This window comes from Streptomyces griseobrunneus (assembly GCF_046713465.1).
Taxonomy (GTDB): Bacteria; Actinomycetota; Actinomycetes; order Streptomycetales; family Streptomycetaceae; genus Streptomyces; species Streptomyces microflavus.
In genome coordinates, this window is sequence record NZ_CP177080.1 from 1,262,065 (window position 1) to 1,285,591 (window position 23,527).

19 protein-coding genes and 2 pseudogenes are annotated in these 23,527 nt (G+C 70.4%); 9 read left to right on the top strand and 12 right to left on the bottom strand.

Going from position 1 to position 23,527, the window contains the following annotated elements:
* Nucleotides 1-26: 26 nt before the first annotated feature.
* From ACK8N7_RS05645 to ACK8N7_RS05660, 4 genes are read left to right on the top strand one after another with little or no spacing between them, the layout of a single operon-like run.
* Nucleotides 27-2,264: a 1,4-beta-glucanase gene (locus tag ACK8N7_RS05645; RefSeq protein ID WP_500441254.1), complete on the top strand. Its 2,238-nt coding sequence runs from the start codon at nucleotides 27-29 to the stop codon at nucleotides 2,262-2,264.
* 28 nt (nucleotides 2,265-2,292) lie between these two features.
* Nucleotides 2,293-4,269 (top strand): beta-galactosidase, encoded by a 1,977-nt coding sequence (locus ACK8N7_RS05650; RefSeq protein ID WP_500441256.1) that lies wholly within the window; start codon nucleotides 2,293-2,295, stop codon nucleotides 4,267-4,269.
* Nucleotides 4,266-6,485 (top strand): glycosyl hydrolase family 95 catalytic domain-containing protein, encoded by a 2,220-nt coding sequence (locus ACK8N7_RS05655; RefSeq protein ID WP_500441258.1) that lies wholly within the window; start codon nucleotides 4,266-4,268, stop codon nucleotides 6,483-6,485. The genes ACK8N7_RS05650 and ACK8N7_RS05655 overlap by 4 nt, the downstream gene beginning before the upstream one ends.
* Nucleotides 6,486-6,518: 33 nt before the next feature.
* On the top strand, nucleotides 6,519-7,226 hold the full coding sequence (locus ACK8N7_RS05660) for a GH12 family glycosyl hydrolase domain-containing protein (RefSeq protein WP_398813345.1): 708 nt from the start codon (nucleotides 6,519-6,521) through the stop codon (nucleotides 7,224-7,226).
* Nucleotides 7,227-7,321: 95 nt separating this feature from the next.
* Here the strand turns inward: ACK8N7_RS05660 and ACK8N7_RS05665 are convergent, their stop codons facing one another.
* Together ACK8N7_RS05665 and ACK8N7_RS05670 are read right to left on the bottom strand one after the other, a co-directional pair.
* Nucleotides 7,322-8,329 carry a LacI family DNA-binding transcriptional regulator gene (locus tag ACK8N7_RS05665; RefSeq protein ID WP_398813343.1) on the bottom strand — a complete coding sequence of 336 codons (1,008 nt, stop codon included), beginning with the start codon at nucleotides 8,327-8,329 and terminating at the stop codon, nucleotides 7,322-7,324.
* Between the two features lie 197 nt (nucleotides 8,330-8,526).
* On the bottom strand, nucleotides 8,527-8,748 hold the full coding sequence (locus ACK8N7_RS05670; protein ID WP_403211064.1) for a pectinesterase: 222 nt from the start codon (nucleotides 8,746-8,748) through the stop codon (nucleotides 8,527-8,529).
* Nucleotides 8,749-8,816: 68 nt separating this feature from the next.
* On the opposite strand from ACK8N7_RS05670, the pseudogene ACK8N7_RS05675 reads away from it, so the two are divergent.
* Nucleotides 8,817-9,102: pseudogene (locus ACK8N7_RS05675) on the top strand (VOC family protein); the annotation flags it as partial.
* Between the two features lie 537 nt (nucleotides 9,103-9,639).
* Here the strand turns inward: ACK8N7_RS05675 and ACK8N7_RS05680 are convergent.
* Nucleotides 9,640-11,325 carry a cellulase family glycosylhydrolase gene (locus tag ACK8N7_RS05680; RefSeq protein ID WP_403211066.1) on the bottom strand — a complete coding sequence of 562 codons (1,686 nt, stop codon included), beginning with the start codon at nucleotides 11,323-11,325 and terminating at the stop codon, nucleotides 9,640-9,642.
* A 245-nt stretch (nucleotides 11,326-11,570) separates the two neighbouring features.
* On the opposite strand from ACK8N7_RS05680, the pseudogene ACK8N7_RS05685 reads away from it, so the two are divergent.
* Together ACK8N7_RS05685 and ACK8N7_RS05690 are read left to right on the top strand one after the other, a co-directional pair.
* Nucleotides 11,571-11,955: pseudogene (locus ACK8N7_RS05685) on the top strand (hypothetical protein); the annotation flags it as partial.
* Between the two features lie 347 nt (nucleotides 11,956-12,302).
* Nucleotides 12,303-12,869, top strand: coding sequence for a hypothetical protein (locus tag ACK8N7_RS05690; protein ID WP_403211068.1), 567 nt, complete (start codon nucleotides 12,303-12,305; stop codon nucleotides 12,867-12,869).
* A 404-nt stretch (nucleotides 12,870-13,273) separates the two neighbouring features.
* Here the strand turns inward: ACK8N7_RS05690 and ACK8N7_RS05695 are convergent, their stop codons facing one another.
* Entirely contained in the window at nucleotides 13,274-13,483 is a 210-nt protein-coding gene (locus ACK8N7_RS05695; protein WP_500441262.1) for a hypothetical protein, read from the bottom strand.
* A gap of 418 nt (nucleotides 13,484-13,901) precedes the next feature.
* On the opposite strand from ACK8N7_RS05695, the gene ACK8N7_RS05700 reads away from it, so the two are divergent.
* Nucleotides 13,902-14,243 (top strand): sortase domain-containing protein, encoded by a 342-nt coding sequence (locus tag ACK8N7_RS05700; protein WP_500441264.1) that lies wholly within the window; start codon nucleotides 13,902-13,904, stop codon nucleotides 14,241-14,243.
* 131 nt (nucleotides 14,244-14,374) lie between these two features.
* Here ACK8N7_RS05700 and ACK8N7_RS05705 read toward each other — a convergent pair whose 3' ends face one another.
* The 7 genes from ACK8N7_RS05705 to ACK8N7_RS05735 form a co-directional block, all read right to left on the bottom strand.
* Nucleotides 14,375-14,791, bottom strand: coding sequence for a VOC family protein (locus tag ACK8N7_RS05705; RefSeq protein WP_403211074.1), 417 nt, complete (start codon nucleotides 14,789-14,791; stop codon nucleotides 14,375-14,377).
* A 287-nt stretch (nucleotides 14,792-15,078) separates the two neighbouring features.
* Nucleotides 15,079-15,675, bottom strand: coding sequence for a hypothetical protein (locus tag ACK8N7_RS05710; RefSeq protein WP_403211076.1), 597 nt, complete (start codon nucleotides 15,673-15,675; stop codon nucleotides 15,079-15,081).
* A gap of 174 nt (nucleotides 15,676-15,849) precedes the next feature.
* Entirely contained in the window at nucleotides 15,850-17,016 is a 1,167-nt protein-coding gene (locus ACK8N7_RS05715) for an ROK family glucokinase (protein WP_015612388.1), read from the bottom strand.
* Between the two features lie 133 nt (nucleotides 17,017-17,149).
* Nucleotides 17,150-18,016 (bottom strand): ATP-binding cassette domain-containing protein, encoded by an 867-nt coding sequence (locus tag ACK8N7_RS05720; protein WP_403211078.1) that lies wholly within the window; start codon nucleotides 18,014-18,016, stop codon nucleotides 17,150-17,152.
* Nucleotides 18,013-19,059, bottom strand: coding sequence for an ABC transporter permease (locus ACK8N7_RS05725; RefSeq protein ID WP_403211080.1), 1,047 nt, complete (start codon nucleotides 19,057-19,059; stop codon nucleotides 18,013-18,015). Before ACK8N7_RS05725 ends, ACK8N7_RS05720 begins: the two co-directional genes overlap by 4 nt.
* Nucleotides 19,056-20,060, bottom strand: coding sequence for a sugar ABC transporter substrate-binding protein (locus tag ACK8N7_RS05730; RefSeq protein WP_457810826.1), 1,005 nt, complete (start codon nucleotides 20,058-20,060; stop codon nucleotides 19,056-19,058). Before ACK8N7_RS05730 ends, ACK8N7_RS05725 begins: the two co-directional genes overlap by 4 nt.
* A gap of 327 nt (nucleotides 20,061-20,387) precedes the next feature.
* Complete coding sequence (locus ACK8N7_RS05735; protein WP_403211082.1) at nucleotides 20,388-21,143, bottom strand: GntR family transcriptional regulator; 756 nt, start codon at nucleotides 21,141-21,143, stop codon at nucleotides 20,388-20,390.
* Between the two features lie 98 nt (nucleotides 21,144-21,241).
* On the opposite strand from ACK8N7_RS05735, the gene ACK8N7_RS05740 reads away from it, so the two are divergent.
* Nucleotides 21,242-22,255: a Gfo/Idh/MocA family protein gene (locus ACK8N7_RS05740; RefSeq protein WP_500441268.1), complete on the top strand. Its 1,014-nt coding sequence runs from the start codon at nucleotides 21,242-21,244 to the stop codon at nucleotides 22,253-22,255.
* A gap of 27 nt (nucleotides 22,256-22,282) precedes the next feature.
* Here ACK8N7_RS05740 and ACK8N7_RS05745 read toward each other — a convergent pair whose 3' ends face one another.
* A complete protein-coding gene (locus ACK8N7_RS05745; protein ID WP_500441270.1) occupies nucleotides 22,283-23,497 on the bottom strand; it encodes a cytochrome P450 family protein in 1,215 nt (404 codons plus the stop codon).
* Between the last annotated feature and the right edge of the window lie 30 nt (nucleotides 23,498-23,527).

The following is a 23,527-nucleotide window of genomic DNA, read 5'->3' on the forward strand; positions in this document are numbered from 1 at the left end:
TCATTCCCCACCGGAGGGTCTTCGTCATGCGCGCTTCGTCCGTCCCGCAGCCAGAACCCGCCCCACGTCCCCGGCGCCGGACCGTCCTGGCCGGTGCGGCGGCGGTCGCGGCCTCGGCCTCCGTGCTGCCGGCCGCGGGCCCGGCCTCGGCCGCCCGGCAGCCCCCGAAGACCCAGCCGCACCGCTGGCGCACCGCGGTGATCGGCGGGACGGGCTTCGTGACGGGCGTCCTGTTCCATCCGGCCGTACGGGGTCTCGCCTACGCCCGCACGGACATCGGCGGCGCCTACCGCTGGGACGACCGCAGGTCCCGGTGGACGGCACTCACCGACCACATCGGCTGGGACGACTGGAACCTGATGGGCGTCGAGGCGATGGCTGTCGACCCGGCGCACCCCGAGCGGCTGTACCTGGCCCTCGGGACGTACACACAGGCGTACGCCTCCCCTGGTGCGGTGCTCAGGTCCGGGGACCGCGGGGCGACATGGTCACGCGCCGATCTCACCGTGCGCCTCGGGGCCAACGAGGACGGCCGGGGCTGCGGCGAGCGGCTCCTCGTCGATCCGCGTGACAGTGACACGCTCTGGCTCGGGACGCGCCACGACGGGCTGCTGCGCTCCACGGACCGGGGTGCCACCTGGGCCGCCGACACCTCCTTCCCGGCCACGCCGTCGGCGAACGGCCAGGGCGTCACCCTGCTGGTGGCGGCCGGCCGGACGGTGTACGCGGGCTGGGGAGACGGCGGCACGGTGCTCTACCGCACAGACGCCTCCGGCGGCTGGGAGGCCGTACCCGGGCAGCCGTCCGCCGGAGCTGCGACGAAGGTGCCGGTCCGCGCGGCGTACGACGCGGGCAGCCGTGCGCTGTACGTGAGTTACGCGGACGGACCGGGCCCGAACAACCAGGCCGACGGCTCGGTGCACCGCCTCGACACGGTGACCGGAGCCTGGACCGACGTGACTCCGGTGGCCCCGGGCGACGGCGACGCGTTCGGGTACGGCGGAGTGGCCGTGGACGCGTCCCGCCCCGGCACCGTCGTGGTCTCCACGAACAACCGCTGGGGCCCCGTGGACACCCTGTTCCGTTCCACGGACGGCGGGGCGAGCTGGACCTCCCTCAAGGACACGGCGGTGCTGGACGTCTCGGAGACGCCGTATCTGACGTGGGGTGGTGAACCCAAGTTCGGCTGGTGGATCCAGGCCCTGGCCGTCGACCCGTACGACTCGCGGCACATCGTCTACGGCACCGGCGCCACGATCTTCGGGACACGCGACCTGGTGCACTGGGCTCCCGAGATCCGGGGACTGGAGGAGTCGTCGGTACGGCAGCTGATCGCACCACCGTCGGGAGCCCGGCTGCTCAGCGGCCTGGGTGACATCGGGGTCATGCGTCATGACCGGCTGACCGTGTCCCCTTCGCGCGGCATGGCGTCGAACCCGGTCTTCGGCACGGCGACGGGCCTGGCCCTGGCCACGCTGAAGCCGTCGTACGTCGTGCGGACGGGCTGGCCGTCGGGATCCGACTCGGCCGGTGCGTACTCCCGCGACGGCGGTGCGAGCTGGCAGCCGTTCACGTCCCAGCCGGCGATCGCGCCTTCGGCTCCCGGCCCGGTGGCGGTCTCCGCCGACGGGGCGACGCTGTTGTGGTCGTTCATCCACTGGGACGGCACCAGGTACGCCGCACACCGCTCCACGGACAGCGGGGCCACCTGGGCGGAGGTGCCCACGTTCCCCAAGGGCGGCACAGCGGTCGCCGACCCGCTCGATCCGAGGCGCTTCTACGTGTACGACACGGATACGGGGGCGGTCTTCCTCTCCACGGACAAGGGTGCGACCTTCACCGAGGGCGCGACCGGACTCCCTTCGGGGGACGTCCAGTTCCGTATGGCCGCGGCTCCCGGGCGCTCGGGAGATCTGTGGCTCTCCGCCAAGGACAACGGCCTCCTGCGCTCGAAGGACGGCGGCCGCACGTTCACGCCGGTGGCCGGCTGCCAGGCCTCGTACGCCCTCGGCTTCGGCAGGGCCGCCCCGGGGAAGGGACCGGCGGGCTACCCGGCGGTCTTCCAGACCGGGCGGGTCACGGAGACGTACGACGGCGTGGCTGTGCTCCGCTCGGACGACGCGGGTGCGACCTGGGTCCGTATCAACGACGACGCCCACCGGTGGGGGTGGACCGGCGAGGTCATCACCGGCGACCCCCGCGTCCACGGCCGTGTCTACCTGGGCACCAACGGCCGTGGCATCCAGTACGCAGACCCCCGGTAAAGACTCCCCGTAGAGGAACGAGACGTCCATGCCGTCCCTGCACGACGCCACCCGTGGCCGCATCCTCTTCGGAGGCGACTACAACCCCGAGCAGTGGCCCGAGGAGGTGTGGGCCGACGACGTCCGGCTGATGAAGGAGGCCGGGGTCAACTCCGTGACCGTCGGTGTCTTCTCCTGGGCGAAGATCGAACCCCGACCCGGTGCACGGGAGTTCGGCTGGCTGGACCGGCTGCTGGACCTCTTGCAAGCAGGTGGCATCGGCGTCGTCCTCGCCACCCCGACATCCTCACCGCCACCGTGGATGGGGGCCCTGCACCCGGAGACACTGCCACGCAGCGAGGACGGCACTGTCGTCAACTACGGTTCCCGGCAGCACTTCTGCCCGAGCTCACCGGTGTACCGGCGCTATGCGGCGGCCCTCACGGAGGACCTCGCAGCACGGTACGCCGGCCATCCCGCGCTGACCGTGTGGCACATCAACAACGAGTACTGCACGCACTGCTGGTGCGACGAGACCGGTGCACACTTCCGACGCTGGCTGGCCTCCCGGTACACCACCCCGGAGGCGCTGAACGAGGCCTGGGGCACGGCGTTCTGGAGCCAGCGCTACGACACCTGGGCAGAGATCCTGCCGCCGCGCAAGGCGCAGTACATGCGGAATCCGGCCCAGGAGCTGGACTTCAGACGCTTCACCTCCGACGCCCTGATGGAGTGTTACACCGCCGAGCGGGACATCGTCGCCCGGCACACCCCGCACATCCCGGTGACGACCAACTTCATGCCGCTGTGGTCGGGCCAGGACGCCTGGGCCTGGGCCGAGCAGGAGGACATCGTCTCCGTCGACGTCTACCCGGACCCGACGGACCCGCGCGCCGGACAGTACAACGCGATGCTCGCCGACATGACCCGCTCGCAGGCCCGCGGGCCGTGGATGGTGATGGAACAGGCGGCCGGGTCGGTGAACTGGCGTGACGTCAACCATCCCAAACCGGCCGGCCTCAACCGGCTCTGGTCGCTCCAGTCGGTGGCAAGGGGCGCGGACGCACTCTGCTACTTCCAGTGGCGGCAGTCCCGGCAGGGGGCGGAGAAGTTCCACTCCGGGATGCTGAGCCACGCAGGTGAGAGCGGACGCACGTTCGGGGAGGTCAAGCGCATCGGCGCCGAACTCGCGCTGATCGGTGCCGAGGTGAGCGGCACCGGGGTCTCGGCCGAGGTCGCCGTGCTGCACGACTGGGACGCCTGGTGGTCGAGCACCCAAGGGGGCAGGCCGTCCTCCCTCGTGTCGTACACGGAGCTGGTACAGGCCTGGCACCGGGGGTTGTGGGACAGCGGTATCGGCATGGAGTTCGCCCGCCCCGAGTCGGATCTGCGCGCGTACCGGATGGTGCTCGTGCCTCAGCTCCAGCTCCTCGGTGACGCGGCGATCGAGAACCTCGTCGCGTATGTGCGAGGTGGCGGCACCCTCGTGTGCGGGTTCTTCACCGGAGTCGTGGACGTCGACGACCGGATCAGGCCGGGTGGCATGGACGGCAGACTGCGTGAGCTGTTCGGTATCCGTACGGTGCACGAGTGGTGGCCGCTGGACGCGGGCGCGACGGTCGCGTGCGACGGTTTCCGGGGCACGCTGTGGTCGGAGGAGCTGGAACCCGACGGCAGCGCGGAGACGGTGGCCGCCTACCGAGAGGGTGAGCTGGACGGCCTTCCCGCGGTGCTCCGCAAGGGCGGCGCGTGGTACGTCTCGACGCTGCCCGAGCCCGAGTCCCTGCGGGACCTGCTCGGCCGGGCGGCGGCCGAGGCCGGCGTACGCCCCGTGCTGGAGGGGCTGCCCTCCGGGGTCGAGGCGGTGCGGCGCGGCGACCTGCTCTTCCTGCTGAACCACGGACGGGCACCGGCCGGGGTGAAACTGCCGGGCCGGCACCTCGACCTGCTCACGGGGGTCGAGACCGACGGCGGTGTGGAGCTGGACCGCTACGGCGTCGCCGTCCTCAGAGACGTCCCGGCATGATCGACGGCACGTGGGAGCCTCGTCCGGCCACCCGCTGGGAGGACGCGTTCCTCAGCGGAAACGGCCGTCACGGGGCGATGGTGTACGGAGACCCGGCCGACGACCAGGTGATCGTCAACCACCACTGCCTGGTGCGGCCCAACGGCAGCGAGGACCTGCGCCCGCCGGAGCTCGCCGACCTGCTCCACCGCCTCCAGGACGCGCTCCTGTCCGGGGACACGACCGCCGCGGAGGACTTCGGCGCCGGCCGCCCGCTGGTGTGGGTGCAGCCCTTCCACCCCGCGTTCCGGACGTGCGTGCGCCGCGGACAGGGGCTGCACGAGGCGGTCGCCGGATACAGGCGTGAGGTCGACTTCACGACGGGCGAGGTGACCGCGTCGTACGAGGCCTGGAACAGCAGCGTCTTCGTGTCACGGGCCGACGACGTGATCGTGCAGCACATCACGGACCTCGGACCGACCGCGGACATCGTCCTGGACCACTCGCTGCCCGGCGCCCCCGCGCGGCTGGCGGTCGGCCGCTCCACGGTCCTGACCCCGGACGGTGCGCACCTGGCTCTGAGGGTGGGCTATCCGGGCAGCGGGCTCGGGTACACGGGTTTCACCGTGGCGCGGGTGGACGGCGGCCGTGTCTCCGTGGCCGGCGAGGGCATCCGGGTCGAGGAGGCGCGGAGCCTCACCCTGACCACCCGGGTCGTCAGGGGGGCCGACCGCCCCGACCTCGGGGAGCTGTGGGCCGCTCTGCCTCGCGAGGACTACGCCACGCTGCTGGAGCGCCACCGGCCGCCGCACCGGACCGCGTACGGGCGTGCCTCCTTCACGCTGCGGGACGCGGCTCCGGAGCGGGAGCTGTCCGGCAGCGAGCTGCTGCGCATGCCCAAGTCCCCCGCGCTCCTGGAGCGGCTCTTCGCTGCGGGCCGCTACCACCTGCTGTCCTCCTCGGGGGTGCTGCCGCCCCGGCTGACCGGTCTGTGGACCGGCGACTGGGACACGGCCTGGTCCGGGGCCTTCACCACGAACGCCAACCTCAACCTCCAGGTAGCCTCCGCCGCGGCAGCCGCACTCCCGGAGGTCACCGAGGCCCACGCGTCCCTCGTGCACGGGCAGTTGTCCGACTGGCAGGACAATGCCCGGGCGCTCTTCGGGGCGCGGGGCATCGTCGCGCCGTCCCACACGGACGGCGCGTCGGGCCACACACGGCACTTCCAGCGTGCCTATCCGCTGCATCTGTGGACGGCGGGAGCCGACTGGCTGCTGCAGCCGCTGCTGGAACACGCCGAGGTCACGACGGGCACCCCGGACGCCGCTCTGACCGGCGCGCTCGTCGAAGCGGCGCTGTTCTACGAGGACTTCCTCAGCCGTGAGGACCCGGACGGGAACCTTGCGGTCGTGCCCTCGTACTCCCCCGAGAACCGGCCGGCCAACGCGAGCTGGGGGACGGTGAACGCGACGATGGACATCGCCGCGGCCCACCATGCCCTGACGACGGCCGCCGGACACGCTCCCGGGCACCCGTCCGCCGGACTGTGGCGGTCACTCGCGGCCCGGCTCCCGGCGTACCTCGTGAACGAGGACGGGGCGCTCGCCGAGTGGGCGTGGCCGGGCCTGCGGGAGACGTACGACCACCGCCACCTGAGCCACCTCTACCCGGTGTGGCCGCTGGACGCGATCAACCCGTACGACACCCCGGAGCTGGCCACGGCCGCACATCGCGCCCTGGAGCTGCGCGGCTCGGAGAACGACTCCGCCCACGGGCATCTGCACCACGCCCTGATCGCCGCCCGGCTGAGGGACCCCTCCAGGGTGTCGGCGGCGCTGGAGGCAGTGCTGGGCGGCGACTTCTTCCACGACTCGTTGATGAGCGCGCACTATCCGTCCCGGAACGTCTACAACGCGGACGCGGCCCACAGCCTGCCCGCCGCCGTGATCGAGTCGCTCGTCCAGTCGGCGCCCGGCCGCCTGGTGCTGCTGCCGGCAGTCCCGGCGGCGTACCCGGCCGGTGAACTCCGTGGCGTACGAACGCGGTTCGGCGCACACCTCGACCTGCGGTGGTCAAAGGACGGTGCCACCGCCGTGCTGCGCCCCACCCGCGACGCCCGGATCGATCTGCGTACGGGTGACGGGCTCGCCCTCACCGAGACCTCCGCCGGAAACCCCCCGGCTCCGCTGGAGCTGACGGCCGGCGTGGACCGCGTCCTCACCCTGGGGCCGCGGTAGCACTCCTCCATCCCCACAGGGAAGGAACACCCCATGGCACATTCCACCCTGACCAGGCTCCTGCTGGCCCCGACGGCAGCCCTGGCCGCGCTGACCGGCTTCGCGGCGACTCCCGCCCACGCCGCGATCTGGACCTCGTCGGAGCAGTGGGGCAACTACACCACGTCCGACAACTACATCCTCTACAACAACATTTGGGGCTCCGGAGCGGGCACCCAGTCCATCTGGGCCAACTCGTCGAGCAACTGGGGCGTGACGGCGAACCACCCGAACACCGGCGGCATCAAGTCGTACCCGAACGCCAAGAAGATCGTCAACAAGCCGATCACGTCGCTCTCGTCCCTGACCAGCGGCTACAACGTGACGGTCCCGTCGTCCGGTGCGTACAACACGTCGTACGACATCTGGGACACGGACTACGACTACGAGGTGATGCTGTGGGTGAACCACAACGGTGCCGTCGGCCCGCTCGGCACCTCCCAGGGAACGGTCACCCTCGGCGGGCACACCTGGGCCGTCTACAAGGGTGACAACGGCGCCAACGAGGTCTTCTCGTTCCTGCGGACCTCTGACTCGTCCGCCGGCACCGTCAACATCCTGCCGATCCTGAAGTGGATCAAGGACACCAAGGGCTGGTGGGGCAACGAGACCATCGGTGACGTCCAGTTCGGCTACGAGATCACGTCCTCCGCCGGCGGGCTGAACTTCACGACCAACGGGTTCAACGTCTCGTCGAGCTGATCCGGACGGACGCCGGGCCGGGGGACGCCCCGGCCCGGCGTCCGTGCGCCGTGTCAGCGGGCCTCCCCGAGCATCGCGGGGCCGCCCGTCGACACTCAGGCCGGAGCCGGTCCCGTGCTCGCACGCACCGTAAGAACGGGCTCCAGCAGTTCCACCTCGTCGGTACCCCGGCCGGCGAGCTGCGCAACCACCTGCTCCACTGCGCGGCGCCCCATCTCCTGTGCCGGGATGGCCACGGAGGTGAGCCGAACCGAGGCCTGCGTGGCCACCTGCTCGGGGCAGACGGCTACGACGGACACGTCCTCCGGCACCGCTCGACCCTGCTGTTGGAGCAGGTTGAGCAGAGGCTCGACCGCGGCCTCGTTCTGTACGATGAATCCGGTCGTTCCGGGCCGTTCGTCGAAGATGCGGCCCAGTGTGCCGGCCATCGCGGCGTACCCGCCCTCGCAGGGACGGTGCAGGATCCGCATCCCTGCCTCCTGCGCCTTCGCCCGTACGCCGTCCACGGTCCGTTCGGCGAAGCCGGTGTGCCGCTCGTAGACGGCGGCCGCCTCGCCGATCACCGCCACCTCGCGGTGTCCGAGTCCGGCGAGATGGTCCACGCAGAGCGCACCGGTCGCCTCGAAGTCGAGGTCGACACAGGTCAGCCCGCTGGTGTCGGCCGGCAGGCCGATCAGGACGGCGGTCCGGCCCGAATCGCGGAGCAGCGGCAGCCGCTCGTCGTGCAGTTCGACGTCCATCAGGATCATCGCGTCCGCCAGAGAACTCCCCGCGATCCGCCGGACGGTCGCCGGCCCCTCCTCGCCGGTGAGCAGGAGGACGTCGTAGCCGTGCGTACGGGCACTGGTGGCGACGGCGATGGCGATCTCCATCATCACGGGCACGTACATGTCCGTACGCAGGGGCACCATCAGCGCGATGATGTTGGACCTGCTGCTGGCGAGGGCACGGGCACCGGCGTTGGGGTGGTAGCCCAGCTGCTGGATACTGTGCTCGACCCGTTCCCGGGTGGAGGCGGAGATCGACCGCTTGCCGCTGAGGACGTAGCTCACCGTGCTCGCGGACACTCCGGCGTGCTGGGCGACCTCGGCAAGCGTGACCATTCGGCTTCTCCCCTACAGATGGCGACCGCAAGCGAGAGCGGATGAAGCGCTTCGACAGCGCCTTGCCCTGCTCCCCCTCACGCTCTGACATGCACAGACACCGTGGAGCCTAGACTCGCTCACAACCAGTGTCCATAGGAGAGTCGAAGCGCTTCGACCGGCCGTCATCGCATCGGCTCACTGCCGCACACCGTGATTCAGGACGGCGAAGGTGTCCAGCCTGCCAGCCGGTCGGCGGCCTCCTGACCCGTGGCCTGGGCGTTGCTGAGCTGCGGCCGGTTGCTGCTCGCCGGGCCGGACCCGGGTCCCGTGTCCCTGTACTCGGCGAAGCGGTCGTCCTTCCAGGAGGAGGCGCTCATGTCCGTCCAGGGTGCGGACTCGACCGCCGAGCTGAGTGTCGTGTCGCGGAAGGTGGCCACCGGGTCGAGCGCGGCGTCACCGCCCGCGTGCCACGCCGGTGAGGATCAGCAGACCCTCAAGCCCACAGGTGCGCCCCACTCGGCGGATCCACTTACCCACTGTTCTCGTCGACGACCAGGAAGAAGCCGTGCACTTCTACACCGACGTGCTGGGCTTCGTGAAGAAGCACGACGTCCCGCTGGGGAGGCGCTGGTCGCGGACGGCGTTCCGGCAAACTCCTTCGCGGTCGACGACGTGGGGCCGAGTTCGAGCGGCTGCGCGGCCTCGGTGTGCAGTTCACGCAGGAACCGGCGGCGATGGGCCCGGTCACCACAGCGGTGCTTCATGACACCTGCGGCAACCTGATCCAGATCGGCCAGTACGGGTGGACGCGGCACCGGCCGGGCGCTCGCGGTCAGGTTCTGAGCCAGATCCCACTCGGCGGGGTGTCCGGCTCTGAACCGGGCCTCCTCGAAGCGGGGAGGCGGGGCGATACGGCCGGAAGCCCCCGCCGGGCCTGCGGATGCGGGGCGGCCGACGGGAGAAGAGGATCGGCGCACGGCAGCGGCCCGGCCTCACCAGGCCCCTCTCGCCGGGGCGGTTCGGCTCCGCGGCCCTGACGGTCGACCAGGCGCAGTACGTCGAGCGGGCCGTTCTCCTGGCTTTGCACAGCAGCGGGATCATGCGGGCCCGGGCCTGCACTCGGCCCGGCGGGGACTCCCGGCCGACCCGAGCTCCCGGGCCACCTCGGTTGCCCCTCCGACCCGACGGCTGGTCTCTGAGGGGCGCCCACGACGTGTTCCCGGGCTGTAGGGGGCCGCGTCGTCGTCCAGAGCCGTGGGCGCCCGGGAACGGAGGAAGCCCGCGGCCGGCAGGGGGCGGGCTTCCCTGCCAACCAGCGGAACGGCCTCTCAGGCCGTCGTGCAGGTGTTGCCGCTGAGTGTGAAGGCTGTCGGCGCCGTGTTTGTGGTGCTCTTGGTTCCGGTGAAGCCGAGCATGATGGAGCCGTTCACTGTGATCACCGCCGTGTATCCGGCGGGGGCGACACTGACCGTCGAGCCGCTCTGCGTGGCGGTCCCGCCCCACACGTTGGAGAGCGTCTGGCCGTTGACGAAGGCGAAGGCGAGGTTCCAGCCGTTGATGGCGGTGGTCCCGGTGTTACGGATGGTGATCTCACCTTGGAACCCGCCGGGCCATTCGCTGACCACCCGGTAGCCGACGGAGCAGCTCACGCCCGGCGTGGGCCCGCCCTTGTCCGTGGTGACGTTCACCGTGGCGGAACGGGCCGAGCGATTGCCGACCGCGTCACGGGCGTACACCGCGAATGTGTACGCGGTGTCCGCAGTAAGGCCCGTCACGGTGGCACTCGTGGTGGCGGACGAGACGGCTGCGGTCTCGAGACTGCCGCTCACCCGGACGACGTCGTAACCGGCGACGGCAACGTTGTCCGACGCTGCGGGCCAGGTGAGGACGGCTGAGGCCGCCGTCACCATGGAGGCGGTCGGAGCGCCGGGGGCCGTCGGGGCCTCCGTGTCGTCCGGGTTCGCGCCACCGTCGAAGACGGTGGCTTCCCGGGAGGTCTGGGCGATGCCGTTGGTTCCGTGGAAAATGCGCTCGCCCCAGGAGCTCAGGCGGCTCGGATCGAAGTCGATGGCCAGGTCGAGGATCGGGTCGGTGTTGCCGCTCCAGGACCACGCCAGGTAACCGAGGTCGAGCGCCTCGGCGGTGGCCATCATGGTGTCCTCGTCAGGGTCCCCCCACTGGTCGGCGGGTCCACCGAACTCACCTACGACAAGGGGCAGCCCGGCGTCGACGAAGGCTTGCAGGTAGTCGGTGATCGCCCGAGGCGTGCTGTAGACGCTGTACATGTGGATCGAGAAGATCAGGTTGCCCGTGGTGTCGGCGTCGTACACGGCCTGGGCGTTGGCGCGCATGACCCCCTGCCAGTCCTGGCCCCAATTCGGCGCGTCCACCATGATCGTGTGGGCGAACCCCGCGCCGCGCAGCTTCTGGACGGCTGCGGCCGTCGGCGCTGTCCAGCCGGCGGGGTCGGTGTTGCCCCAAGGCTCGTTGCCGATATTGATGATGACGTAGTCCTCTTCGCCTGCGAGCACGTCCTTGAGACTGATCCAGTAGTCGGCGGCGTGGTCGAGGGTGCCCGCCGCGGCGTCCTCGCCGTAACCGGTGGTGTCGTGCACCTCCAGGACGCAGATCAGCCGGTTGGTCTTGCAGTCGTCGACGATGCCCGCGACTTCACCGGGGCCGTTCCTTGTCCAGCGGTGTCCGTCGGAGAGGACGACGCGAACGGTATTGGCTCCGAAGGCCTTGATGTCGGCCAGCGACTGCGTCTCGCCGGGGTACCAGGTGTGCGCGTGGTTGACACCGCGCATGACGAAGTCGTTGCCGTTGGCCTCCAGCAGGCGGCCGTTGCTGACGTGCAGGCCCGTGGCCGCGGCTTCCGCCCCGGCGGGCCGGGCCTGTGCGGCGACGGGGCCGAGCGCGCTGAGCAGGACGACGCCGAGAAGGGCGGCCAGACTTCTCAGCAGAATGCTCAAGGGGCTCTGCCTGTGACGTGCCGTACTCGTTGCTGATCTCACTGCGACTCCAGGAAGTAGGTGCCGGGTGACGCAAAGTTCGGCGTGGATGGGAGCGCTCCCATGACGCCAGTTTGCCAGGAGCACGTCAAGGCATTGCGCATACTTCGGTGCACAGGCCGGCGTCCCGTCGGAACCCTCTTGCTCATCAGCCCCACCGCGACGGCCCTGCCGTTCAGCGCGACGGCGCGGGACTTGATGGCCTGCGTGCACTCGTCGAACATTGGGGCGCTCTTCGGCGGTGCTCTGTGGTGCCCGGTGTCCACGGCGAGGCCGCCGCGAAGAACGAAGCCGTCGGCGTCGGCTGCCAGGGCGGCATCCCGATCCACAAGGACGGCCAAGTTCACCAAGATCAATTCTCCCGACGACTGCGGGCGCATCGGCAACCAGGCCGGCAGCGACACCTCGCCCGTTCTGCTGGGCGACTACAAGACCGACCCCGAGGCCAAGCTGGAACGCCCCACGCGCGTCTCCCTCATCGACACCGAGAAGAAGAAGCTGCGCCTGGTGGAGCTGGGCACCAGCTACTCCTTTCGCTCGCCGGCCCGTGGCCCGCACGGCGAGGCATGGGTCCTCGGAACTGACGGCGCCATCCACGTCATCGGCCTGAACACCGGGACGCTCAGGTCCCGCCGACTCCGCCGCCGACCGGAAGACGACCGGGAGGCCGGCCTGCCGGGCACCCTCCCCTCCAGGGCATCACATTTTCGTGGGTGACTGGACCGCAGACGAAAACGGGGGCCTCGACATCGGCAACGTTTCTCTTCGCCTGGACGTCCCCCTCCCCGACTGCAGCGGGAGCGGTCTCGTACAAGTACGAGCAATTGGGGTTGAACCAGCCGTTGGTGAAGAGGGCTTCGCTGGCACCCCGCACCACTGCCCCCGGAGTACACCTTCAGAGGTGCGAGCTCACGGTCATCGGCGGCGGCGAGTGGGTGGGTGAGTTGCTCAGCATTGCCCGGCCTGGCAGGGTCAGGCGGATGTCCGACGAATCATTGATCACTCTCAGACGTGTCGGGGCAGCCCTGCACCGGGCCGGCATGATATCGCAGGAGACCGCCCGTCAAGTCCTCGAACAATTCGATAGCCACGTGGATCAGGAACTGACCGGCTATGAAACGGCCTGTGCGCTCATAGATTTCGGCGTGGCGGTCTCGGTGCATGCCGACGACATCGACTCCATCCATGACGGCTACCCGACCCTGCTGGCGAACGCCGTGACACTGGCCGGCGGGAAGGTCACCGTGACCGGTGTTCGGGTCATCGAAGGTGAAGGCGGGCTCGAAGCAGGACGCTCCGACCGCCTGGAGTTCACAAGAGACGGCCAGCTCGTGTCCATCCCTGCCGAGCACTTCGCAGAGGACTACTACGACCATCAAGCCGCCTGCCACGCCATCGCCGAAACCACCCGCAGCGAGGACCCCCGCTCCTGGCACTACACAGACTTTGCCCGTGTGCCGGGCAACGGCTACGACAGCATCATGCTTCTCGCCACTCCCACCCAGACAGCACACCTTGAGGAACGCCTCAGGCTCACCTTCCACTGACCGCCGCTCCGGACGGCGCCCTCCCCCGAGCGGCCAGGCGGGCAGTGACTGCACCACGGGACACGAGAGCCATTGCGGCCATTCACGCCCGGACAAGGTTGCGTCCAAGGACTTGGATCTTGCCGTGAAGGCCCCCACCGCATCGGGCCGAAGACCCGTGGCCGCAAGGTGAGCTGCGCTGCGAAGCCCCGGTACCGGCATCCGGACAAGCAGGAGGATCACGCCGCGTCCGGCACATCTCCGCAGTCACCGCACCTTCTCGGGGCGCTGGTCCAGCTGGGTGCGACAGTCACGCGACCGGTCTGGCAGCCTTGGACGGTGTCCTACATGGCTGTTCGCTGGTCCTGCTGGCAGAAGAAGTGACTGCTGGTGGGGTGCGACCGATGATCTTTTCCGCCCCCGTGTTACGGGCGGTCTGTGCTGGTCGGCATCGGTGAAACTGGGAGGGTTTCAGCACGCCAGGTCGCTACGGCACCGGCTGACACGATCATTCCCATGCCGACGAGCAGCGGCGCGGAGAGACTTTCGGTGAGGGCGAGGGCGCCGATGAGTGCGCCCATCACCGGGTCGAGGGAGAACAACGTCGCGACCACTTTGGCGCCGGCCATCTCCACGGCCTGGAAATCCAGGGTTGTTCCGCACCAACTCACGGGGGATGAGAGCGGGTGCGGGGATCGCGGTTGCCCGACCGGAGACCACCTCACTCACGATGTCCTGCGGTACCCGGGCCCATAACGTTCGCCCGGGCGATCCTGATGGCGCCCAACTCCTCCGTTTCTTACCCTCTGAATCACTTACCGGTACTGCTTCACTGCGTACTACTGGTGATGCGTACTGCTCAGTGACCTGTGAAAGCGCCACTCCTTCCGGCAGCCAGCCCCATCGCCCGTCCTGCAACTGCCCTGGCTTGGAGCCCCACTGCCGAACCTCCCGGTACGCGCGCCGCAATCTGACGCCTTTGACCGAGGTACCACTGGTACTGCGGAGTGCACTTGCCGTACTGCAGCACTGCTCGCGGCGGCCCTTGATTCATTGCGGGCCACCCGGTGCGGGGCCAGTCCCGGCGCGACGGTGGTCGTCGGCCACGTCGACTCCGCCACCGGACCCGGAGCCTTCCACGGACTCGCCGCGCTCGACCCGGGAGACGACGTCACACTGGTGCAGGACGACCGGTCAACCATCACCTTCGCCGTCCGGGCCCTGCGCCAGTTCGGGAAGGGCGCCTTCCCCGACAGCCAGGTCTACGCGACCAGTGGACCGCCCGCCCTTCACCTGATCACCTGCTCGGGCACCTACGACCGCAGCCGAGGCGAGTACCGGGACAACCTCGTCGTCTACGCCACCCTCAACAGCGCGGGCGTGCCGCAGGAGTGAGCGCGAGCCCCGAAACCGGGGCCGGCAGCGGGCGGATCGGCTCCCTCCGATCGCCCTGATCAGCGCCTCACCCGGAACAGCCTCACAGGTTCGAAACCCTGGCTGACCGGCCCGTCAGCTTGGGCCCGACGTCAGCTGCTGGGCGCGAAGAGCTCCAGAGCGATGCCGTCCGGGTCTCGGAACTCCAGAATGTATCCCGCTCCGATGTCCTTGATCCCCTCGTGGGCCACGCCGAGCTCGTCGAGGTGGTACACCGCCGCCTCCAGATCCGCCCGGCTGTCCACGGCGAAACTGACATGATCCAGCCCCACCCGGTCCTCGTCGAAGCGATCCGAGGCGACCGGACGGAGACCCAGGAGGGAGTCACCGAGTTGGTAGATCACCCCGCCGAAGAGGAAGGAGAGCTGCTCCCGGGTCGCTTGGTCAGCGTCGGGAGGAAGGTCGAAGGCCACCGGCAGCCCGAGCACCGCGTCGTAGAAGGCGCGAGAGCGCTCGATATCGGTGACCGTAAGACGCACATGGGCGAAAGCGCGAGGCTGGATCGTCATGACCTCATGCTGCACCCTCCAACCGTGTTCCCAGCGGCTCAGCTCGCCGAGCGATCCGGCGAACCCTCGGTTGCGGGGCCCGGGCCGGGCTGCGCAGCCCCGTACGCCGGCGTCGCTCCCGGCTCCGGCGTCGTACCCGTGCCCGGCTGCGGGGACGGGGCCGCCGGGACGGGCGGGCCGGGGTGCGGGGCGGGTTCGCCGGGGTGGGGGGCCTGCGCGGGCTGTGGGGTCGTCTCGCTCACTTCGCTCACTCGCTCCAGGTTAGTGAGCGCCCCTCCGGGTCCCGGTCAGGGGGTCGCCGCCGATACGACATAGACGACAGGACTGGCCGGGTCGGACATATTGACCGTGATGGTCTGGGTGGGGCGCGGCTTCTTGTTGGTGTGCGTGGTGCTCGCCCAGTTCTCGTTCGGGCCGAAGTACCAGCCGGTGATGTCGACGTCCCGGGGGCTGATGTTGACCGTCCCGGGCTCCAGGGCCGCGCGGCCGGTGCCGACGCCGGTCAGGAAGCGGTCGAGACCGGCGGAGGTCGTCCGGAACTTCGCGTACATCCGGCTGGCTTTCCAGTTGTTCGTCTCGTAGTACTGGACCCCGATCCCGTTGCCGGGGATCGGGATCTCGAAGATCCGGCGCTGCATCTTGGAGGGCCAGCCCTCGCGGAGCCCTAGCGCCGCGGCCTCCGCTTCCTTGTCCTTGCCCGAGCGGCGGCTCTGGCCTGCGGAGATCAGCAGGTAGCCGGCGGGGATGCCGATCAGCAGCACGATGATCGTGGCGGTGATGAACCGCCGCTTGAACACCCGTCGGCGGTCCTCGGGCGGCTTGCTCCCGCCGTCGGCCGGCGACTGGGACTGGGGCGGCACCACGGGGTGGTCGGCTGCGATCATGGTCAGGTGGTCCCTCGTGCTGCGGAGCGGAGTACGGAGGCGTGGACGCCGGTCGGGTACGGAGTCGGTGGCGGCTTCGGGCGTACGGAGTCGGGGGCGGCTCCGGACGTTCGGGGTCGGGTGCGGCTTCGGCTACGGGTACGGAGGCTGAGACGCCGGGCGTGCGGCTGCGGTTCAGTCGACCGTGCGGGTCGAACGGGTGTTGCGGATGGTGCTCGCCGCCTGGTCGTAGATCTGCGCGTACCGCTCGTACCGCTCGACGCGGCGCCGGTTGGCCCGGCGGAACCGGCGGGCGACCAGCCGGGCGAGGTCCGCGGCGCCGACCATACCGGCCTCGGGGCCGAGCTGGGCCTTGGCGATCCGGGCCTCGGGGCGGTAGCCGCGGCCGGTGAGGTGGCGCTTGAAGGCGTCCCGGGCGGGGCCGATCAGGAGGTCGTCGGCGGCGCTGACACCGCCTCCGATGACGAAGCAGGAGGGGTCGAGCGCGGCGGCCAGGTTGGCGATGCCGACGCCGAGCCACTGGCCGATGTCCTGGAGGAGCTCGATGCACATCGCATCGCCCTCACGGGCCAGTTCGGTGATGAGCGGGCCGGTGATGTCGGGGATGTTGCCCTTGACCCGGTCCAGCAGATAGTGCGCGACCGGCGAGTCTGCGGCGGCCAGCTCCCTGGCCTCGCGGACCAGGGCGTTGCCGGAGCTGTACTGCTCCCAGCAGCCCCGGTTGCCGCAGGGGCAGCGGTGGCCCGACGGCACGACCTGCATGTGGCCGAACTCACCGGCCACGCCGTACTTGCCGCGCTTGACCTGGCCGTCCTCCAGGATCGCGCCGCCGATCCCCGTACCGAGCGTGATCATGACGAGGTGGTCCTCGCCACGGCCCGCGCCGAAGCGCCACTCCGCCCAGGCCGCCGTGTTGGCGTCGTTGTCGACCATGACGGGGACGACGAGGCGGGAGGCGATGGCGTCGCGCAGGGGCTCGTCGCGCCAGGCGAGGTGCGGTGCGAACAGGACCTTCGAGCGGTCGGCGTCCACCCAGCCCGCCGCGCCGATGCCCACCGCGTGGACGTCGTGCCGGTCGGAGAGGTCCAGGACCAGCTCGACGATGGTGTCCTCGACGACCTTGGGGCTCTTGGACTTGTCGGGCGTCTCGGTGCGCAGCTGTTCCAGGATGTTGCCGTCGGCGTCCACGACGCCCGCCATCACCTTCGTACCGCCGATGTCGATCCCGACCGTGGGGACGCGGGGGGCGGTGAGGTGCGAGCGGCGCTCCTTGGTGCCGACGGTCTTGAGGACGGTGGCGCGGGCGGAGCCGCGGTGTGCGAAGTCGCGGTACGTGCTCATCGTCCCTGCGGGGTCTGGGGGGCCGGGCCGCTGTCGCGGCCGGCGGCGGACGGCGCCCGCCGCGCTCGATTCTGCCACTGCCCGGCCCCGGGGGCCGTCGGTCGGGGTCGGCCGCGCCGGGGCGGGTCGCCGGTCAGGGGGTGCTGCCGGTCGCGCCCTTGCCGCCCGGGAGGGTGGGGGCCGGGGTGCGTTCCAGCTCGTGGCTGAGCTCCTCCAGCTCACTGCCGCCCGCCATCTGCCGGGTCAGTTCGTCCAGCGTGACGTCGTCCTTGGTATGGCTGCCGGACATCGCGCCGCGCTTGAGGAGGACGAAGCGGTCGCCGACGAGGTGGGCGTGGTGCGGGTTGTGCGTGATGAGGACCACGCCGAGACCGGCGTCGCGGGCGGCCGCCACGTACTTGAGGACCACGCCGGACTGCTTGACGCCGAGGGCCGCGGTCGGCTCGTCCAGGACGAGGACCTTCGCGCCGAAGTAGACGGCACGGGCGATCGCCACGCACTGGCGTTCACCACCGGACAGCGTGCCGATCGGCTGGTCCACGTCACGCAGGTCGATGCCCATGCGGAGCAGTTCCGTACGGGTCGTCTGGCGCATCTTCCGGACGTCGAGGCGCTTGAAGGGGCCGACGCCGACGGTCGGCTCGGAGCCGAGGAAGAAGTTCCGCCAGACCGGCATCAGCGGGACGACCGCGAGGTCCTGGTAGACAGTGGCGATGCCCCGGTCCAGGGCGTCGCGCGGGTTGGCGAGCGTGGTCTCCTCGCCGTCGATCAGGAACCGGCCGGAGTCGTGCCGGTGCAGCCCCGCGATGATCTTGATGAGGGTGGACTTGCCGGCGCCGTTGTCACCGAGGACGCAGGTGATCTCTCCCGCGTGGACCTCCAGCGAGACGTGTTCCAGCGCCTTGATGTTGCCGTAGAACTTCGAGACGTCGTCCAGCTCGACCAGGGGGCCGGCGGCCTGCTCGGGGGCGGCCGGGGTCTTCTCAGGGGTGGCCGTCATGACGTCGCCTCCGCGCGCTTGCGCACCCACGCGTTGAGCAGGGTGGCCAGGAGCAGCATCGCTCCCAGGAAGAATTTGAACCAGTCCGGATTCCACTCCGCGTACACGATGCCCTTGCTGGTCATGCCGAAGATGAAGGCACCGACCGCCGAGCCGATCGCGGAGCCGTAGCCACCGGTGATCAGACAGCCGCCGATGACGGCCGCGATGATGTACGTCAGCTCGTTGCCGACGCCCTCGCCGGACTGGACGACGTCGTAGCTGAACAGCAGGTGCTGGCCGGAGATCCAGGCGGCGAAGGCGACGCCCAGGTAGAGCCCGATCTTGGTACGGATGACGGGGACGCCGACCGCGCGGGCGGCATCCGCCTCGCCGCCGACGGCGAAGATCCAGTTGCCGAAGCGGGTGCGGAGCAGGATCCAGGTGGCGATGCCGACGAGCGCCGCCCACCACAGGATCGTCACCTTGAACTCGACGCCGCCGAGGGTGAGCGTCGAGGCGAAGAGGACCCGGGCGGAGTCGAAGCCCTCCATGTCGCCGATGGCCTTGGTGGAGACCGTGCCGCTGATCAGCTTGGTGAAGCCGAGGTTGAGGCCGGTGAGCATCAGGAACGTGCCGAGCGTGATGATGAAGCTCGGCAGTTTGGTGCGGGTCAGCATGAACCCGTTGAACGCGCCGATGGCGAGTGTGACCAGCAGCGACACGAAGACGCCGACCCAGACGTTGGCCGTCATCTGGTAGCTGAACATCGAGGAGATCAGCGCGGAGCTGGTCACCATGACCCCGGCGGAGAGGTCGAACTCGCCGCCGATCATCAGCAGCGCGACCGGGGCGGCCATGATGCCGAGGACCGAGGCCGCGTACAGCACGGTGCCGAAGCTGGAGGCCTGGAGGAAGCTGTCGGCCACGATCGCGAAGAAGAGGAAGACCGCTGCCGCGCCGACGACCGAGCCGAGCTCGGGGCGGCCGAGCAGTTTGCGCAGCGGCGAGGTGCGGACGAGGCGCTCGTCCAGCTGGTCGGCGGCGGCGGTGGAGCCGCTCATCGGGTGCCACGCTTGGTGTAGTCGGCCAAGGCGTCGGCGTCGCCCTTGGTGATGATCTGCGGGCCGGTCAGGACGGGGAGGCCGCCGCCGAGGACGTTGCGGTTGTAGCGGTAGAGCCAGAGCAGGTCGACGGCCTCGTATCCCTGCAGGTAGGGCTGCTGGTCGACGGCGAAGCCGAGCTTGTCGGTCTGGAGGCCGGTGGCGACCTTGGCGTTGAGGTCGAAGGTGTCGATCTCGGCCTTGCTGCCCGCCGTCTGCTTGGCCTGGACGGCGGCGTCGGCGAAGGGGGCGCCGAGGGTGACGACCGCGTCGATGCTCTTGTCGGACTGGAGCTTGGCCTCGATGGACGCCGTGACGTCGGGCATGTTGGTGCCGTCGACGTACAGGTTCTGCAGGGTGCCGTCGAAGGTCTTCTTCGCCCCGGCGCAGCGCTGCTCGTGGCCCACGTTGCCCTGCTCGTGCAGGACGCAGAGCGCCTTCCTGCGGTCCCGGCTGTTCAGCTCGTCGCCGACGGCCTCACCGGCGATCGACTCGTCCTGGCCGATGTGGGTCAGGGCGCCGAACTCCTTGGACTCGGCGGATCCCGAGTTCACCGTGATGACCGGGATGCCCGCCTTGACGGCCTTGGCGACGACGGCCTTCATGGCGTCCGGCTTGGCCAGCGAGACGATCAGCCCGTCGACCTTCTTGTCGATCGCGGTCTGGACGAGCTGGGCCTGCTGGTTGGCCTCGTCGTTGTGCGAGTAGAGGAAGTTGATGTTGTCCTTGACGGCCGCCTGCTCGGCACCCTTCTGGACGATGTCCCAGAAGGTGTCACCGTCGCCCGAGTGGGTGACCATGGCGAAGGTCCAGCGGGGCGTGTTCACCGCGGCCCGTCCCTCGGCGGCCTCGGCCGCGCGCTCTTCCGCCCGCTTGCCGCCGGTGCTGCTGCATCCTGCGGCGGCCAGCACCACTGCCAGGACGGCGCCCAGCGCGCGTACCCCTGTCCGAACCCTTGCCACGACGCCGTGCCCTTCTGCTGCTGCTCGCTGTGCGCTTGACGGGGCCGGGGAGTGTACGGGGCCCCGGGCCGACTGCCCAGTATCCCCGAGCCCTGCCCGCTCCCGCCCGGGGGGCGGTCCTCCCAGTGTGCGCGGGGTGCCACCCCCAGCCCGTCCGGGGGCTCACCCCAAGCCCGTCCGGCGTTTGAGGACGGAACCGTCGACGTGGGGATCGTCCGCCCTCGGGAAGCCCGTGCCCCAGGATCCTCTGCCTGCGGGCGCACCAGCGCAAGGGTTCCGTCCTCAAACGCCGGACGGGCTTGATGGGGCACCCCGCACGGGCTGGGTTCAGCGGACCAGGAGTTGGAAGTCGAACTTGTAGCGCGACGCCCGGTAGACGTGGGAGCCGAACTCGACCGCACGGCCCGTGTCGTCGTACGTCGTCCGCTCCATGGTGAGCAGCGGCGCCCCAGGCTCCTCGTCCAGGGCCCGGGCCTCCCCCACCGTGGCGGCGCGGGCGCCGACGGACTGGCGGGCACTGTGCAGCGTGATGCCCGAGGCCCGCATCATCCGGTAGAGCCCGGTGGACTCCAGCTCCTGCGCCGTGAGGGCGAGCAGGTCCGGGGGAAGGTGGTTGCGCAGGAGGGCCATCGGCTCGTCGTGCGCGTAGCGCAGCCGCTCGACGAGGTGGACCTCGGTGCCCTCGGCGACACCGAGGGCGGCGGCGATCTCGGCGGTGGCCGGCTCCATGGTGGTGCGCAGGACCTTGGTGGCGGGGCGCTGGCCGGCCGCCTCCAGGTCCTCGTAGAGCGAGCTCAGCTCCAGCGGGCGGCGGACCTGGCTGTGCACGACCTGGGTGCCGACGCCCCGGCGGCGGACCATCAGCCCCTTGTCGACGAGCGACTGGATGGCCTGGCGGACGGTGGGCCGGGAGAGGCCGAGACGCGCGGCGAGCTCGATCTCGTTGCCGAGCAGGGTGCCGGGGGCCAGCCGGCCCTGTTCGACGGCGGCCTCCAGTTGCTGCGCCAGCTGGAAGTAGAGCGGCACCGGGCTGGTGCGGTCCACGCTCAGCGGCAGCGGCTGATCGGCTCCTTGTGCGGTCACGGGGCGAGCCTAGTTCGATTGTCCGGACAAAGCCATGGTCACGTCGTTTGTCAGGACAAACGCTTGACATGATGACCGGGCAAGGCCACCTTGGGGCCATGCGCATCGGACTCATCGGAACGGGACGTATCGGCACTTTCCATGCGGAGGTGCTGAGCCGTCATCCCGCCGTGGACTCCCTGCTGGTGGCGGACGCGGATCCGGAGCGCGCCGCCGTGGCGGCCACCCGGACCGGAGCCTCGGCCGTCCCGGTGGACGCGATGTTCACCGGCGAGGGCCACGGCCTCCCCGACGCGCTGGTGATCTGTTCGGCGACCGCGGCCCACGCCCAGCTCATCGCCCGCGCCGCGCGGGCCGGGCTGCCCGCGTTCTGCGAGAAGCCGATCGCCCTGGACCTGCCCGGCACCCTCGGCGCCCTCGCGGAGGCCGAGGCGGCGGGCACCATCCTCCAGCTGGGCTTCATGCGCCGCTTCGACGCCGGGTACGCCGAGGCGAGGGCGGCGGTGCGGGAGGGCAGGCTCGGGCGGCTGCACACCGTACGGGCGGTCACCGCCGACCCCGCTCCTCCGCCCGCCGACTACCTCCCGCTCTCCGGCGGGCTGTACCGGGACTGCCTGGTGCACGACTTCGACATCCTGCGGTGGGTGACCGGCCGCGAGGTGAGCGAGGTGTACGCCACCGGGTCGGACGCCGGTCCCGCGATGTTCCGGGAGGCGGGCGATGTGGACACCGCCGCCGCCCTGCTCACCCTGGACGACGGCACCCTCGCCACCGCCACGGCGACCCGCTGCAACGGCGCCGGGTACGACGTCCGTATGGAGCTGGCCGGGGAGCTGGACCAGATCGCCGTCGGCCTGGACGACCGTACGCCGCTGACGTCGGCCGAGCCGGAGGGCCCGGGCGCCCCGCCGAAGCCCTGGCGGGGGTTCCTGGAGCGGTTCGCCCCGGCGTACGAGGCGGAGCTGGACGCCTTCCTCCGGGTCGCCCGGGGCGAGCTGGCCAACCCGTGCGACGGGCGGGAGGCCCTGCACGCGCTGAGGATCGCCGAGGCCTGCGAGATCTCGCGCCGCGAACGCCGCCCGGTGGCGATGGAGGAGATCCCGGGCGGCTGAGGCCGGTGCTGGGCGGCCGAGGGCCCCTTACCAGCCCACCGGCAGGCTCAGCGGTCCCCGCATCAGGATGCCGGTGCGCCAGTCGAGCGTCGCCGGGTCGGCGGTGAGCCGCAGCTCCGGGCAGCGCTCCAGCAGGGACCGGATGGCGACCCGGGCCTCGATCCGGGCCAGCGGGGCGCCCAGGCAGTAGTGGATGCCGTGCCCGAAGGCGATATGGCCCCGGGCGTCCCGGGTGATGTCGAAGCGGGATGCGTCAGGGTAGCGGGCGGGGTCCCGGTTGGCGTCCGACATCGCGACGAGGACCAGCTCGCCGCCGCCGGGGATCACCGTGCCGCCGATGTCGACCGGTTCGGTCGTGAAGCGGTACGTGGGTGTCTCGACGGGCCCCTCGAAGCGCAGGATCTCCTCCACCGCGTTGCCCATCAGCCCGAAGTCCGCCCGGAGGGCCGCGAGTTGGTCCGGGTGGGTCAGGAGGTTGTGCACGCCGTTGGTGATGAGGTTGACGGTGGTCTCATGACCGGCGACGAGCAGCAGCCAGGCCATGCCCATCAGTTCGTCGGCGGAGAGCCGGTCGCCGTCCTCGTCGGCGGTGTGGATGAGCGCGCTCATCAGGTCCTCGCCCGGCCGCGCCCGCTTGTCCTGGAGCAGCCCGGTCAGGTAGGCGGCCATCGCCCGGGTGGAGGAGTCGCGTTTCGAGGCGTCGACCGAGGAGACCGCCTGGTTCGACCACTCGCGGAAGGCCGTCCGGTCCAGGAACGGCACACCGAGCAGTTCACAGATGACGTTCATCGGCAGCGGGTAGGAGAGCGATTCGACGAGATCGGCCCGCCGGTCCGGGGCCGCGAGCATCCGGTCCAGCAGCTCGTCGGTCATCTCCTGGACGCGCGGGGTCAGTTGTTCCATCCGGCGCGGGGTGAACTCCCGGGCGACGAGTTTGCGCAGCCGGGTGTGGTCGGGGGTGTCGCTGCTGAGCATCGAGGTGCCCGCGGAGACCTTGGTGACGCCGAGGGCGGGCGAGGCCTTGGCCCACTGCTTGGAGAGCCGCTGGTCGGCGAGGAGCGTCCGCCCGGCCTCGTACCCGACCACGAGCCAGGCGTGGGTGCCCTCGGGGATGCGGACCCGGTGGACCGGGCCCCTGGCCCGTAACGCGGCGTAGACGGGGTAGGGGTCGCGGGTGAACTCCTCGCCGAGTGCGGCGAGGTCGATCGGCTCGTCGGTCTGCGGGGTCGTTTCGGTGCTCAAGGCGTTTCCCTTCTCGGAGAGTTGTGCGGG